Origin of the sequence: Leptothrix cholodnii SP-6, assembly GCF_000019785.1 — a bacterium.
In the GTDB taxonomy this organism is placed as follows: domain Bacteria; phylum Pseudomonadota; class Gammaproteobacteria; order Burkholderiales; family Burkholderiaceae_C; genus Sphaerotilus; species Sphaerotilus cholodnii.
This window is the reverse complement of record NC_010524.1, coordinates 2,019,374-2,032,334: the sequence shown is the minus strand read 5'-3', so window position 1 is coordinate 2,032,334 and position 12,961 is coordinate 2,019,374. Positions and strand designations below refer to the sequence as shown.

General features: G+C 72.6%; 15 protein-coding genes. 3 read left to right on the top strand and 12 right to left on the bottom strand.

Annotation, left to right across the window (positions count from 1 at the left end):
• Nucleotides 1-62: 62 nt before the first annotated feature.
• The 4 genes from LCHO_RS09405 to mltG are packed head-to-tail and all read right to left on the bottom strand — an operon-like array spanning nucleotide 63 to nucleotide 3,226.
• Nucleotides 63-443 carry a PilZ domain-containing protein gene (locus LCHO_RS09405; protein WP_012346908.1) on the bottom strand — a complete coding sequence of 127 codons (381 nt, stop codon included), beginning with the start codon at nucleotides 441-443 and terminating at the stop codon, nucleotides 63-65.
• Entirely contained in the window at nucleotides 440-1,522 is a 1,083-nt protein-coding gene (locus LCHO_RS09400; protein ID WP_012346907.1) for a DNA polymerase III subunit delta', read from the bottom strand. The genes LCHO_RS09405 and LCHO_RS09400 overlap by 4 nt, the downstream gene beginning before the upstream one ends.
• Nucleotides 1,516-2,184, bottom strand: coding sequence for a dTMP kinase (tmk, locus tag LCHO_RS09395; protein ID WP_150105444.1), 669 nt, complete (start codon nucleotides 2,182-2,184; stop codon nucleotides 1,516-1,518). The genes LCHO_RS09400 and tmk overlap by 7 nt, the downstream gene beginning before the upstream one ends.
• A gap of 55 nt (nucleotides 2,185-2,239) precedes the next feature.
• On the bottom strand, nucleotides 2,240-3,226 hold the full coding sequence (mltG, locus tag LCHO_RS09390; protein ID WP_012346905.1) for an endolytic transglycosylase MltG: 987 nt from the start codon (nucleotides 3,224-3,226) through the stop codon (nucleotides 2,240-2,242).
• A 177-nt stretch (nucleotides 3,227-3,403) separates the two neighbouring features.
• On the opposite strand from mltG, the gene ygfZ reads away from it, so the two are divergent.
• The 3 genes from ygfZ to LCHO_RS09375 are packed head-to-tail and all read left to right on the top strand — an operon-like array spanning nucleotide 3,404 to nucleotide 5,674.
• Nucleotides 3,404-4,363 carry a CAF17-like 4Fe-4S cluster assembly/insertion protein YgfZ gene (gene ygfZ / locus LCHO_RS09385; RefSeq protein ID WP_012346904.1) on the top strand — a complete coding sequence of 320 codons (960 nt, stop codon included), beginning with the start codon at nucleotides 3,404-3,406 and terminating at the stop codon, nucleotides 4,361-4,363.
• Nucleotides 4,360-4,710 (top strand): DUF4936 family protein, encoded by a 351-nt coding sequence (locus LCHO_RS09380; protein WP_012346903.1) that lies wholly within the window; start codon nucleotides 4,360-4,362, stop codon nucleotides 4,708-4,710. The genes ygfZ and LCHO_RS09380 overlap by 4 nt, the downstream gene beginning before the upstream one ends.
• A 4-nt stretch (nucleotides 4,711-4,714) precedes the next feature.
• Nucleotides 4,715-5,674 carry an NRDE family protein gene (locus tag LCHO_RS09375; protein WP_012346902.1) on the top strand — a complete coding sequence of 320 codons (960 nt, stop codon included), beginning with the start codon at nucleotides 4,715-4,717 and terminating at the stop codon, nucleotides 5,672-5,674.
• 11 nt (nucleotides 5,675-5,685) lie between these two features.
• Here LCHO_RS09375 and LCHO_RS09370 read toward each other — a convergent pair whose 3' ends face one another.
• From LCHO_RS09370 to LCHO_RS09335, 8 genes are all read right to left on the bottom strand, one after another.
• Entirely contained in the window at nucleotides 5,686-6,546 is an 861-nt protein-coding gene (locus LCHO_RS09370; protein WP_012346901.1) for a YbgC/FadM family acyl-CoA thioesterase, read from the bottom strand.
• Nucleotides 6,543-7,508, bottom strand: coding sequence for an alpha/beta hydrolase (locus LCHO_RS09365; RefSeq protein ID WP_012346900.1), 966 nt, complete (start codon nucleotides 7,506-7,508; stop codon nucleotides 6,543-6,545). Before LCHO_RS09365 ends, LCHO_RS09370 begins: the two co-directional genes overlap by 4 nt.
• A gap of 50 nt (nucleotides 7,509-7,558) precedes the next feature.
• A complete protein-coding gene (locus tag LCHO_RS09360) occupies nucleotides 7,559-9,058 on the bottom strand; it encodes a patatin-like phospholipase family protein (RefSeq protein ID WP_012346899.1) in 1,500 nt (499 codons plus the stop codon).
• Nucleotides 9,059-9,062: 4 nt separating this feature from the next.
• Nucleotides 9,063-9,443: a hypothetical protein gene (locus LCHO_RS09355; RefSeq protein WP_012346898.1), complete on the bottom strand. Its 381-nt coding sequence runs from the start codon at nucleotides 9,441-9,443 to the stop codon at nucleotides 9,063-9,065.
• A gap of 1 nt (nucleotide 9,444) precedes the next feature.
• Entirely contained in the window at nucleotides 9,445-9,942 is a 498-nt protein-coding gene (locus LCHO_RS09350) for a DUF1772 domain-containing protein (protein WP_012346897.1), read from the bottom strand.
• Nucleotides 9,939-10,823, bottom strand: coding sequence for an acetoacetate decarboxylase family protein (locus LCHO_RS09345; protein ID WP_012346896.1), 885 nt, complete (start codon nucleotides 10,821-10,823; stop codon nucleotides 9,939-9,941). Before LCHO_RS09345 ends, LCHO_RS09350 begins: the two co-directional genes overlap by 4 nt.
• Nucleotides 10,824-10,961: 138 nt before the next feature.
• A complete protein-coding gene (locus tag LCHO_RS09340; protein ID WP_223210524.1) occupies nucleotides 10,962-12,287 on the bottom strand; it encodes a sensor histidine kinase in 1,326 nt (441 codons plus the stop codon).
• The gene (locus LCHO_RS09335) at nucleotides 12,284-12,943 is read right to left on the bottom strand and encodes a response regulator transcription factor (protein WP_012346894.1); all 660 of its coding nucleotides are present in this window, start codon (nucleotides 12,941-12,943) and stop codon (nucleotides 12,284-12,286) included. Before LCHO_RS09335 ends, LCHO_RS09340 begins: the two co-directional genes overlap by 4 nt.
• Nucleotides 12,944-12,961: the final 18 nt, after the last annotated feature.

Genomic DNA, 12,961 nt, shown 5'->3' with positions numbered 1-12,961 from the left:
ACGCAAACCCGGCGGCACGCAGAGGGGGAATCGGGCATCAGGCGCAGCGGCCGGATGATCGGTCAGATGGTCTGGGTGGGCTTGGCCGACTGGATCGCGGTGCCCAGGGTCTCTTCGATGCGCACCCGCAGCGCGCGGGTCTTCTCGTCGAGCGGAAAACGCACCCCCACGCCCTGCGTGCGGCCACCGGATGCGTTGACGGGCGTCAGCCACGCCACCTTGCCGGCCACCGGGTAGCGCTGCGGGTCGTCGGGCAGCGTCAGCAGCAGGTAGACATCCTCGCCGAGCCGGTATTCGCGGGTGGTCGGCACGAACAGCCCGCCTTCGGAAAACAGCGGGATGTAGGCCGCGTAGAGCGCGCCTTTTTCGCGAAAGACCAGCTGGATCACGCTCGGCCGGGGGGTCGCAGCGCTGGTGAGGGGACGCAAGGCGGAATCGCTCATGGCCGCGAGTGTATCGGCGCCGACGGGCCCCGCGTGAAGTCCGCCGCATGCGCCTCGACCAGCAGGGCCTCGATCGCCAGGCCGGCGCTCCAGGGGTGTTCGGCGCTGCGGGCATGACGGCGCAGGGCGGCGGCCCAGGCGGTCAGTCGCGCCAGGTCGCCGGGCGGCACCGTCGAACCGGGAAAGTAGCGCGGCGCCAGGCCCAGCGTGGCCAGCAGGCGGTCGTGGCAGAGCTTCTGCAGCACGTCGACCACCTGCGGCAGCGGCCAGTTGGCGAACACGCCGGCATCCCCGGCCGCCACCCGGGTCGGCAGCGCCAGCCAGCTCGCGCCGTCGAGCCCGGCCTGGTGATGGGCCAGCGCCGCCAGCGGCTGCTGGCCGCTCGCCGCCAGCAGCACGCCGGCCTGCGCGACACCCTGGGACTCCAGCCAGGCCAGTGCCTGATCGGCCGGCGGCGGGCGCAGCGGCACGCTCTGGCAGCGGCTGCGCACGGTCGCCGGCAGCGCCTGCGGCGCCGCGCTCGCCAGCACGAACCGCAGCGTGCCGGGTGGCTCTTCGAGCGTCTTCAGCAGCGCGTTGGCGGCCACCGTGTTGAGCGCCTCGGCCGGATAGACCACCAGCACCTTGAGCGACGCACGCCCGGCGGTCAGTTCCGAGAAGTTGATCGCGGCGCGGATCTGCTCGACCTTGATCTCGCGGCTCGGCTTGCGCTTCTTGCCGTCGTCGTCGGAGGCCGCGTCGTCCGCATCCAGGCCGACCTGCGCGCGCATCGCCTCGGGCACCAGCAGCCGCAGGTCGGGATGGCTGTGTTCGTCGACCAGGTGACAACTGCCGCAACGGCCGCAGGCCAGACCGGCAGGCCGCTCGCCGGCCGGCGTCTCGCACAACCAGGACCGCGCCAGCGCCAGCGCCATCTCGAACTGGCCGACGCCGGTGGGCCCGTGCACCAGCAAGGCGTGCGAGCGCTGCGTGGCGAGCGTCTGCGCCAGCGGCTCGGCCAGCCATGGCAGATCGGCGGCGGTGGTGATCGGCGCCCGCTCGGCCGCCGCCGCCGGTGCCCGGCGCGTGCTGCTCACCATCCGCGCGACTCCAGCACCGCCAGCCAGCGTGCGGCGACCTGCTCCGGCGTGCCGCCCGCGTCGATGCGCTGCACGCGCTGCGGCGCCTGCGCCAGGCGGTCGGCGTAAGCCAGGCGCACGGCATGGAAAAAAGCCACCTGCTCGCGCTCGAAGCGGTCGGGTGCACGTGCCGCGGCACGGCGCTCGGCAGCCAGCTCGGGGCCGAGGTCGAACCACAGCGTCAGATCGGGCTGGCGACTGCCCTGCACCCAGGTCTCCAGTTGCGCCAGCACCGCCGTGTCGAAACCGCGCCCCCCGCCCTGGTAGGCGAACGTCGCGTCGGTGAAGCGGTCGCACAGCACCACCGCACCGCGCGCCAGCGCCGGCTCGATGACCTCCTGCAGATGATTGCGGCGCGCCGCGAACACCAGCAGCGCCTCGGTCAGCGCGTCCATCGGCTGGTGCAGCACCAGTTCGCGCAGTGCTTCGGCCAGCGGCGTGCCGCCGGGCTCGCGGGTGCGCACCACCTCGAGGCCCCGCGCGCGCCAGCGCTCGGCAATGGCCTGGACATGGCTGGTCTTGCCGGCGCCGTCGATGCCCTCGATGGTGACGAAGCAGCCGGCCGGCGGGTGCGATGCGGCCTCGGCCCGGGGCGGCCGAGAGGGGTTGTGTTCAGTGCTCAAGGCGGCGATCAAGGTCTGAAAATCGGGGAATCGAACCGGCAGCCCCCGCGGAAGATCAGGGCCTGGCCTTGCGCTGGTAGCGGTCGACCGCCCGATTATGGTCGGCCAGGGTGGCGCTGAACTCGCTGCTGCCGTCGCCGCGAGCGACGAAGTAGAGCGCCCGCGTGCCGGCCGGCCGGGTGGCGGCGAGCAACGCATCGCGGCCGGGCATCGCGATCGGCGTGGGCGGCAGGCCGCCGCGGGTGTAGGTGTTGAAGGGCGTGTCGGCCTGCAGGTCGCGGCGGCGCAGGTTGCCGTCGAAGGCCTCGCCCAGGCCGTAGATCACCGTCGGATCGGTCTGCAGCGGCATGCCGATGCGCAGGCGGTTGATGAACACGCCGGCGATCTGGCCACGGTCGGCGGCCTGACCGGTTTCCTTCTCGACGATCGACGCGAGGATCAGCGCCTGCGTCGCGTCCTTGAGCGGCAGGTCGGCGCTGCGCTGCGCCCAGGCGGCGTCGAGCCGGCGCTGCATCGCCAGCTGCGCCCGGCGCAGCACGTGCAGATCGCTGGTGCCTTTCGAGAACGCGTAGGTGTCGGGGAAGAAGCGGCCCTCGGCGGGGAGCCCGGGTGTGCCCAATGCGGCCATCAGCTGGGCCTCGTCCATGCCGGCGCTGTCGGGGCGCAGGTCGGGGTTGCGGGCCAGTTCGGCGCGCACCTGGCGGAAAGTCCAGCCCTCGAGCAGGCGCAGCGTGGCCAGTGTCTCGTCGCCATTGACGATCTTGCGCAGCAACGATTGCGGGCTGATGCCGGCACCGAACTCGTAGCTGCCGGCGCGGATGCGGCGGGCATCCCCCGACCAGCGGAACCACTGGTACAGCAGCCAGGCATCGGTCTGCACGCCCGCTTCGACCAGATGGGCGGCGATGTCGCGCGGCGAGTCGCCGGGCTCGATCTGCAGCTCGATCGGATCCTGGCGCAGCGCCAGCGGCCGGTTCAGCCAATGCAGCGCCGCCGCCGCGCCGGCGACCAGCAGCAGCACCAGCAGCACGAGCCCGACCATCAGCCGCCGCAGGGTCGGGCGCGCGGGTGCGGCATCAGGCGGGTTCTTCGTGGGACGACGGCTCATTTCGCTGGCGACGGCTGCACCGCGGTGGCGGGCGACACATGGCCGACCGTGCTGCAGGTGGTACTCGGACGATGCCGTCTTTCAAACAGGGTCCGTGATGATAATGACGCCATGAACTCCACCCACCTGCTCCCCAGCGGCGCCTGCCGTCTGCCCTTCTGGGGCGTGATGCGCGCCAGCGGCGCCGACGCCGTCAGCTTCCTGCACAGCCAGCTGAGCAACGACGTGACGCGGCTCGACACCGGCCACGCCCGCCTGGCGGCCTATTGCAACGCCCAGGGCCGCATGCTCGCCAGCCTGCTCTACGCCAAGCGCTCGGCCGAAGAGGTCTGGCTGCTGTGCAGCGCCGACCTGCTGCCGGTCACGCTCAAGCGGCTGTCGATGTTCGTGCTGCGCGCCAAGGCCCGGTTGAGCGACGCCAGCGGCGAGCTCGCCGTGCTGGGCCTGGCCGGTCAGGCCGGCGCCGACTGGCTCGGCGCCGACGCCCCGGCCGGCGCCTGGGACAAGTCCGAGCGCGACGGCGCCATGCACGTGCGCCTGCCCGACGTCGCCGGCGTGCCACGCTGGCTGTGGATCGGCCCCGCAGCGGCGGCCGAGGCCGTGCTGCAGGCCCTGCCGGTGGTGGCCGAATCCGACTGGCAATGGCTCGACGTGTCCGCCGGCATCGCCCCGGTGGTGGCCGCCACCAGCGGCCAGTTCGTGCCGCAGATGCTCAACTACGAGCTGGTCGGCGGGGTCGATTTCAAGAAGGGCTGCTACCCCGGCCAGGAGGTGGTGGCGCGCAGCCAGTACCTGGGCAAGCTCAAGCGCCGGGCCTTCCTGCTGGCCAGCGACGTGCCCGCGCAACCGGCGCAGGAAGTGTTCTGGAGCGGCGACACCGGCCAGCCTGCCGGTCAGGTGGCCTGGAGCGCCACCGCGCCCGACGGCAGCCATCTGGCGCTGGCCGAACTGAAGATCGGCGTGATCGGCAGCGGCAGCCTGCACCTCGGCTCGGGCCAGGGCCCGCAGTTGCGCGTGCAGCCCCTGCCCTACGCGCTGCCCCACGAAGCCAGCAGCGGCGAGGCGGCTTGAGCGGCGTCGAGCTCTACGTGTATTACCGCGTCGCTGCGGCCGACGAGGCGCTGGCCTGCGCGCAGGTGCAGGCGCTGCAGCAGCGGCTCGGCGTCGAGCTGCCCGGCCTGCAGGCGCGCCTGCTGCGCCGTGGCGCGGACGGCTCGTCGACCGGTGCCGAGCCGGGTGGGCTGTCCACCTGGATGGAAACCTACCGCCACGCCGACGGCCTGGGCGGCGATCGGCTCGCGCTGATCCGCCAGGCGGCGCTCGACGTTCCGAGCGTGCGTGTGGGCACCCGTCACGAAGAATGTTTCGAGCCCGTCGACCGCGCCCTGGCGGGCGGCACGGCGGCGCCGGAGCACTGACGCCATGTGCCTGGCCGCCTTTGCCCTGGGCCTGAGCGCGCGGTTTCCGCTGGTGCTGGCGGCCAATCGCGACGAGTTCCACGCCCGCCCGACCGAAGGCCTGGCCTGGTGGCCGCCCACCAGCGAAGGCACCGAGATCCTGGCCGGCCGCGACCTTCAGGCCGGCGGCACCTGGATGGGCCTGAGCGCCGCAGGCCGGCTGGCCCTGCTCACCAACATCCGCGCACCGAGCCGCCAGCAGGCCGATGCGCCCTCGCGCGGCAACATCGTCACGCGCTGGCTCACCACCTGCCAGCGCACCGACCGGTTCTGGATGCAGACGGCCCTGAGCGGCCACAACGGCTTCAACCTGATCGCCGCCGATTTCAGCCGCGGCGACCTTTACTGGATGAGCTCGGCCCACGCCAGCCCGCTGCGGCTCGATCACGGCCTGTTCGGGCTGTCCAACGGCAGCCTCGACGAACCGTGGCCCAAGGTCGTGGCGCTCAAGCAGCAGCTCGGCCTGGCCCTGCAGCGCGCGCAGGACTGCCCCGCCAGCACGCCCGACGAACTGGCGTCGAACCTGCTGGCCGCGCTGGGCGACTCCCGCGTGGCGAGCGACGACCAGCTGCCCGCCACCGGCATCGCGCTCGAGCTCGAACGCCAGCTGTCGGCCTGCTTCATCCGCACGCCCGATGGCCGCTACGGCACACGCTGCTCGACGGTGCTGATCACCGAGCAGCGCGGCGACGGCCTCGTCACGACGGTCTACGAACGCAGCCACGCGATCGCCGGCCGCCCGAGCCAGCTGCGCCGCGCGACCCTGCACGACTGGCCGCCGCGCCCGGCCGGCGACGCCCTGCTGCTGCCGCTGGGTGCGCAGCGGCCGATGCTGGTCCACCACCACCCGCAGCCGCACCGGTCGGCGGCCGCGCGTTTCCCGGTGATGCTGTCGGACTTCGACGCCACCGCCGTCCGCGGCTGAACACGCCCGGTTCAGGGCGCGCGCACCATCTCCTGGTGCAGGATGCCGGCCTCCTCGAAGGCCTCGCCACGCGGCACGAATCCGACCCGCAGGTAGAAGCCGACCGCCGACTGCTGGGCGTGCAGCACCACCTCGTGGAAACCGCGTTCGCGCGCCGCCGCCAGCAGCGCGTCGAGCACGGCGCGGCCGACATGGCCGCCGCGCATCGACGCCCGCACCGCCATGCGGCCGATGCGCCCCACGCCCGGCGACGGCTCGAGCAGCCGGCCGGTCGCCAGCGGCATGCCCAGGCGGTTGACGGCCAGCGCATGCACGCAGGTCGCGTCGGCGGCATCCCACTCCAGCTCGGCGGGGATGCGCTGCTCGTGCACGAACACCTCGGTGCGGATCGTCTGGGCGCGCCCGCCCAGTTCAGCCCAGCTGCCCACCCGCACGTCGAGCATCGGCGCGCCGCCCTCGTAGGCGAGCAGGGTCTCGCGCAGCGCCTGCGGCACCGGCCGGCTGGTGCGGCTGACCGGGTCGACGAACACGTAGACCAGTTCGCCGCCGACGAGCAGTTCCTCGGCGCGGAACACCGCGCAGCTGAAGGTGATCGAGCTGTTGCCGACGCGCTCGCAGCGCACGCCGATCTCGAGCTGGTCGTCGAACCGGGCGCTGGCTTCGTATTCGACCGTGGCCTTGCGCACGTACAGGTCGCCGTCGAGCTGCGCCATCGTCTCGTGATACGGCAGCGCCAGCGCGCGCCAGTAGTCGGCCACCGCGGTGTCGAAATACATCAGGTAGTGGCCGTTGAAGACCACCTGCTGCAGGTCGACCTCGGCCCAGCGCACCCGCAGGCGGTGCAGGAAACGGAAGCTGTTGCGGCGGCTCATGCGCGTTCTCCGGGCATCTGGAAGGCCGCGCGCAAGGCGTCGGCGATCGATTGTTGGGCTTGCAGGGCTTCGGGGATGGCCCGGCCCAGCTTGATGAAGTCGTGCGTCACGCCGCGCCACAGCTCGAGCTGCACTGGCACGCCGGCCATGCGCAGGCGGTCGGCGTAGGCCAGGCCCTCGTCGACCAGCGGATCGCATTCGGCCAGGCCGATCCAGGCCGGCGCGACGGCGTCGTGGTCGGGCGCGAGCAGCGGCGCGAACCGCCAGTCCTCGCGCTGGCCGCGGTCGATGTAGTGGTCGAAGAACCACTCGATCGCGGCGCGCTCGAGCAGGTAGCCCTGCGCGTAGGTGTGGTGCGAGCCGGTGTCGGCATGCGCCGTGGTGCCCGGCGTGATCAGCACCTGCAAGGCCAGCGGCAGGCCGTGGTCGCGCGCCAGCAGGGCGACCACCGCCGAAAGCGTGCCGCCGGCGCTGTCGCCGCCGACCGCCAGGCGGTGCGGGTCGAGCCCCAGATCTGCGGCGTGCTGGGCCAGCCAGCCGAGCGCACCCCAGGCGTCGTCGACCGCGATCGGAAAGCGGTGCTCGGGCGCCAGGCGGTAATCGAGCGCCAGCACCGCCACGCCGCTGCGCAGGGCCAGCTGGCGACACAGGCTGTCGTGCGTCTCGAGCCCGCCGATCGTGAAACCGCCGCCGTGCAGGTACAGCAGCACCGGCAGGCCGGCCGCCGTGCTGCCGGCGTAGAGCCGCGCCGGCAGCGCCACGCCGGGCGCCACGGTGATCTGCAGGTTCTCGACCCGTGCCAGCGGCGCGCGGGGCAGCTCCAGCACCTCGGCGCCGGCGTGGTACAGCTGCTGGGCATCGGCCGGGCTGAGGTGGTGCAGCGCGGGACGGTCGGCGCGGTGGATGCGCTGCAGCAGCGCGTGCATCGCGGGGGTCAGGGGAGCGGGCGGGAGCGGTTTCATGCGCGCTGGCGTGAGCATCGAGCCCGCCAGTGTCGCGCAGCCGGCGACCCTCAGGCGCCTCGTGGTCGCCCTCGCCGGCTCACCCAGCACGTGAAGAACTTGACGAAACGCCAGACCGCAGCGAATCCCGTGCGCGCGGAAGGTGCGTTGCTGGCGTGCAGGCTGCGCAGCAGCCGCAGCAGATCGGCCACGCCCAGGTGCAGGACGCCGGTGCCGACAACCGCGCCGCTGGCGTCGACCCCCTTGTGCAGCGTCGTGTGCAGCGTGGTGAGGTCGGCGCGCAGGCGCCAGGGCCCACCGGTTCGAAAGCGCTTCTTGCCGATCAGGCAATAACTCTGGCCGGCGTGCACGAACCCCAGTTCGTAGGCGATGTGTGCCGGGTCCGCTCCGCCGCCCGGGCCGACCAGGCCGAAACGGCCCGACTCGGCCGGCAGCGCGACCAGGCCGAGCGGCGCGAAATCGATCCGGCCGGTCAGCCCCGCCGGGTGCCGCGGGTCGGTGATGAAGGCCGCGAGGTCCTCGATGTGGACGGTGGCGTGCAGCGTCAGCGGGGCGGTCGTGCCGAGCTGGAAACCGCCTGCCATCGCCAGGCGCCAGCCCACGCCGACACCGGGCTCACGCATTGCCGTCGCGCCAGGCTCCAACGCGGCCGGCGCACCCGCGCGCAGCGTGCGGCGGGCGTCGCGGTAGCCCATGTCGATCAGCGTCGCGGCGTCGATGCGGCCCAGGAAGAAGTCCGGGTCCAGCGGCAGCGCAACCTCGGGCCTGATGATGTGCACGGCGATCGGCTCGCGGTGACCGAACACCGTCTCGCCCGCGGCGATGCGCCGGTTGATGTCGGCGATGCTCGCCAGCTCGCCGTGCAGCGCGCCCAGCGCGCTCATCTCGATCATGTGCACGTACTGGTTGAAGGCACCGTCGCGGTAGACCGGCGTGTTGCCGATGCACCAGACCAGCCAGAGCTCGCGCGCGCCCCGCTCGACGCAGGCGAGCAGGTTGGCGTCCTTGATCCAGACCGCGTCGGTCCAGGTCTGCCCGTCGGCCTGCACCGCCGGCATGAAGATCGGCAGCGACACGCCGGCCACCAGGCGAGCGATGTCGAGCTGCGCCTGCGGCAGCGGCACGACGGTCTTGTCGTCGAAGCGGCAGACGTTGAACGCGGCGTCGATGCCGGTGGCGGCGCGGATGCGCTCGATCGAGATGCCGAGCGCCGGGTAGACCTTCTCGATCAGCCCGTCAGCGCTGCCGACGGCACTCATGCGGGTGCCGCGCAGGTACTCGGGCAGCGGCCGCAGCGCGGCAAAACCGGTGACCGGCAGGCTGCGCCAGCGCGCGCACAGCTCGTCGGGTGTCAGGCCTGACAGCAGGGCGGCGAGGTTGATGGTGCCGCCGGAGGTGCCGTCGGCATGGCTGAAGCGCAGGCCCTCGTCGAACAGCGCCTTGACCGCGCCGGCCTGGTAGGCCACCCGCATGCCGCCACCGGCGAGCACCAGGGCGCGCCGCACGCCGGCATCGCGGGCGGCGATCGGTGGGGTGTGCGACGCGCTCACGGGATCAGCCGCCGCGGCGGCGCAGGTCCAGGAACAGCAGGCCGCTGGCCAGGTCGAAACCCGCCACCAGCAGCGCGGGCTCCACGAAAACGCCCCGGCCGACGCCCCAGCCGACCATCACCGCCGCCAGCAGCTTCTGCAGCGCCGCCCACAGCAGCACCACCGCCAGCGCCTCGCGTCGGCTCTGCGCGTGCAGCAGGCTGGCGCCGAACAGCACCATGAACATGCCGACGGTGGCGAACAGGTGTGCGCCGGTCCGGTCGGGCGGCGCGGTCGCGATCAGGGCCAGCAGCGGCCCGCCGGCCAGCATCTGCGCCGCGCCGGTCAGGATCGTGATGGCGGCGATGGCCGCGGCGGCGCGGCGCTCCAGTGGCAGCGGATTCATGTCAGTACCCCGGTCCGGTTGCGCGATAGCGGCCGCGATGCGCCCAGCGTGCGAAATACCAGGCCAGCGCCGCCCACTGCACGCACCACAGCCCGACCCGGATGCGGTTGAGCTGCATCCACTCGTCGAGCACGCGGCGCAGCTCGGCGGCATCGGTGATGGGGCCGGCCATCGCCGCATTGAGCGGAAAGATCCATTTCATCGTGATCGCGGTCGCCGCCAGCACGGCCAGCAGCACCACGATCGGCACCCAGCGCGTCGGCTGTCGCCATTCGGCCACCAGCATGACCACGCCGCCGGCGAGCATCAGCCGCGTCATGGTGGTGAAGAACTCGGTGGCCGCCTGGACCTGCGGCACGAACTGCAGATAGTAGTTGTCGGGCGTCAGCTGGGACGCGACCGGAAACGAGAACAGCACCAGCGAGCCGCCGGTGCCGAGGTACATCGACGCGCACAGCAGCAGGAACCCGTGGTTGGCGATCAGCAGCCGGCCTTTCATGATTCGAACTCCCAGTTCGCCGCCCGTGCGGGCGGCGCCAGCCACTGCTGCGACTGGCCGAGCGGATGGGTGGTTTCGAGGCCCTGGACGGCCTGCGCGGGCGGTTGCGGGTCGGTCAGGAACCAGCACTCGAAATGGTCGTCGAGCACCCCGGCGGTCGACGGGAAGAAGCCGGCGGCGATCGGCGTCGGGTCGATGTCGAGCGTCCACAGCGGCGCCATGCGCGGGTGGTCGCCGATCAGCAGCCGCGCCGAGCCGGGGCGAAACAGCGAAAGACCGAGCTTGCCCTTGAAGTAGATGTTCGACTTCATCAGCATGCCGCGGAAGGCGCAGTAGTTGGCCGCGCCCAGGTTCACCGGCAGCCAGGCCGACGACGGCTTCCTGACGTCGATGCGCATCATCATCCGGCCGTCGAGGTCGTACTGGCTGCTGACCCACTGCCGGCCGATCACGAAGTCGAGGCTGGCCTGGTGCTTGGGCATGCCCCAGATGCCCTTGCCGCCCTTGACCGACACCTCGCTCGACACCGGCAGGTCCCAGACGTACTGGCCGGTGCCGAAGGTCTTCATCAGCAGGCCCGGCAACAGCGGCGGCGCCGGGCGCCGGCCGTGCGTGCAGGCGATCGCGATCGAATATTCGATGTACTGGCCGATGTCGGTGACGCGGTAGTCGATCACCGTCACCACCAGCAGGCCGCGCTTCCACAGCCGCAGGGGATGGACCTCGTTGCCGGGGATCAGGCGCCGCGCGGCGTCGGCGTCGATCGAGAACACCGCCATCAGCGCGGGCGATCGTTCGGAGTTGATCGGCATCTCGAACCGGATGCCGTCGACCAGCGCGTGGCGGCCGGCGAGGCGCAGTTGTCGGGCAGGTACAGCCATGTCCGTGCTCCAGTTGGGCTCGGTCCGGCGGGCCGGACTTGCCGATGGATACGCTTGTTTCAGCTTCCGGGATTGACGTCCCGATGTCAATCCGGGCCTCCGCAAACGGGGGGAGCCTCGGTCCGGCCTGCCCTCGGGTCAGCCCAGCAGGCGCTCGTCGCCGGCCGGCCACGCCAGCTCGACCGCAAATCCGCTTTCGACGTCCGGCAGGTGCAGCTGCCCGCCGTGCGCCCGCGCCACCAGCTGCGCCAGGTGCAGGCCCAGGCCGGTGCCCTGGCCCTGGCTCGGCGCACCGGCCGGCTCGGCGGCAGCTGACGCCGCGGCGCCGGCGAGCGTCTGGCGCAGCCAGTCGCGCTGCTCGGCCGGCACGCCCGGGCCGTCGTCGTGCAGGCGCAGGCAATCGGGCGCCGGCAGCGACAGCACCACCCGGTGGGCCCCGTGGCGCTGGGCGTTGTCGAGCAGGTTGAGCAAGGCGGCGGCCAGCAGGTCGGCGTCGGCATCGAACACCGCGCCGTCGGGCACATCGACCTGCAAGCCCGCGACCGGCAGCCGCGCCAGCAGCGCCGGCAGGTCGACCGGCTCGCGGCTGAGTTCCTTGGCCTTGTTGCGAAACAGCAGCAGCAAGGCGGCGACCACCCGCTGCAGCCGCGTGCTGGCCTCGCGCACCCGCCGCAGGCGCGGCTGCAGCTCGGGCGGGCTTTCGCGCAGCGCCACCGCCAGCTGGGCGTCGATGCCGGCCAGCGGCGTGCGCAGCGCGTGCGCGGCGTGGGCCGAAAACACCCGCTCGTGCGCCAGCCGGCGCGCCAGCCGGTGGCCCAGCTCGTCGATCGCGGCATGCACCGGCTGCAGCTCGGCACGCTCGGCCGGGCCCAGGCTGACACCGGGCTGGCTGGGATCGTGGTGGGCGAGCCGGTCGCTCAGGCGCTGCAGCGGCAGCAGCTCGTGCCGGATCTGCGCCCCGAGCGTCAGGTAGGCCAGCAGACCGACCCCGAGCGCCGCCAGGCCGGCATTGAGCCCCACCGACAGGCGCGCCTCGTGACGCTCGGCGCGGGTCTGCGCCACGTAGAGCATGCGACCGCGGCCGGCCAGCGCCACCCCCAGCACGCGCCAGTCGGGCGTGTCCGAAAACCCCGCGGTCGCGGTGGCGTGCAGCGCTTGCGCCGGTGCGCTCGGTGAACGCAGCAGCACCCGGCCGTCGTGGCTGACCATCTGCCAGGCGAACCGCTCCTCGCCCAGACTGCCGATCTGGCCCTGCACCGGCAGGCCCGGCGGCAAGGCATCGGCATGGCTGGACAGCAGCGCGCTCATCACCTGCGCCGAGGCGCGCAGGGTGTCGTCGAGCAGTTCGTCGATCTCGTGCTCGACCGTCAGCAGCACCGCCAGCGAGCCGGCCACCACCCAGACCAGCGACCAGCCGATCATCATGCGGCCGAGCCGCTGGCGGATCGAAGCCAGCCGGCTCACGCCTGCTGGCCCATGCGGTAGCCGAGGCCGCGCACGGTCTCGATCAGCGTCGCGCCGAGCTTGCGGCGCAGGCTGGAGATGTGCACCTCGAGCACGTTGCTGACCACCTCGGAGTCCTGGCCGAGCACCAGCCGCTCGAGGTCGGGCTTGGGCACGATGCGCCCGGCCCGCAGCGCCAGGGCCTCGAGCACCATCCACTCGCGCGCGGTCAGCTCGATGCGCGGGCCGTCGCGCCAGGCGGTGCGCGCCTGCAGGTCGATCTCGACGCCGCCGAAGCTCAGCCGCGGCACCGCCGCACTGGCCAGGCGCCGCGCCAGCGCCCGCAGGCGGGCGGCCAGTTCCTCCGGGGCGAAGGGCTTGACGAGGTAGTCGTCGGCGCCCTGGTCGAGCCCCATCACGCGGTCTTCGAGCCGGTCGCGCGCGGTCAGCATCAGCGCCGGCGTGGTGTCGCCGTGGGCGCGGCGACCGCGCAGCCAGGCCAGGCCCGAGCCGTCGGGCAGCTGCCAGTCGACCAGCAGGGCGTCGTAGGGCTCGCCGCGCAGCGCCTCGGCATGGGCCAGGCGGCTGCACCAGTCGACCACATGGCCCTCGGTGCGCAGGTAGTCGCGCAGGCCCTCGCCCAGGATCAGATCGTCTTCGAGCAGCAGCAAACGCATGGTGTGACACGGAAATCG

Excerpts from the sequence above, each read along its gene's own strand:
- mltG (WP_012346905.1), bottom strand. The coding sequence starts at position 3,226 with ATGGTCGGGCTCGTGCTGCTGGTGCTGCTGCTGGTCGCCGGCGCGGCG.
- ygfZ (WP_012346904.1), top strand. The coding sequence starts at position 3,404 with ATGAACTCCACCCACCTGCTCCCCAGCGGCGCCTGCCGTCTGCCCTTC.
- LCHO_RS09405 (WP_012346908.1), bottom strand. The coding sequence starts at position 443 with ATGAGCGATTCCGCCTTGCGTCCCCTCACCAGCGCTGCGACCCCCCGG.
- LCHO_RS09400 (WP_012346907.1), bottom strand. The coding sequence starts at position 1,522 with ATGGTGAGCAGCACGCGCCGGGCACCGGCGGCGGCGGCCGAGCGGGCG.
- LCHO_RS09375 (WP_012346902.1), top strand. The coding sequence starts at position 4,715 with ATGTGCCTGGCCGCCTTTGCCCTGGGCCTGAGCGCGCGGTTTCCGCTG.
- LCHO_RS09335 (WP_012346894.1), bottom strand. The coding sequence starts at position 12,943 with ATGCGTTTGCTGCTGCTCGAAGACGATCTGATCCTGGGCGAGGGCCTG.
- LCHO_RS09350 (WP_012346897.1), bottom strand. The coding sequence starts at position 9,942 with ATGAAAGGCCGGCTGCTGATCGCCAACCACGGGTTCCTGCTGCTGTGC.
- LCHO_RS09370 (WP_012346901.1), bottom strand. The coding sequence starts at position 6,546 with ATGAGCCGCCGCAACAGCTTCCGTTTCCTGCACCGCCTGCGGGTGCGC.
- LCHO_RS09365 (WP_012346900.1), bottom strand. The coding sequence starts at position 7,508 with ATGAAACCGCTCCCGCCCGCTCCCCTGACCCCCGCGATGCACGCGCTG.
- LCHO_RS09345 (WP_012346896.1), bottom strand. The coding sequence starts at position 10,823 with ATGGCTGTACCTGCCCGACAACTGCGCCTCGCCGGCCGCCACGCGCTG.
- LCHO_RS09355 (WP_012346898.1), bottom strand. The coding sequence starts at position 9,443 with ATGAATCCGCTGCCACTGGAGCGCCGCGCCGCCGCGGCCATCGCCGCC.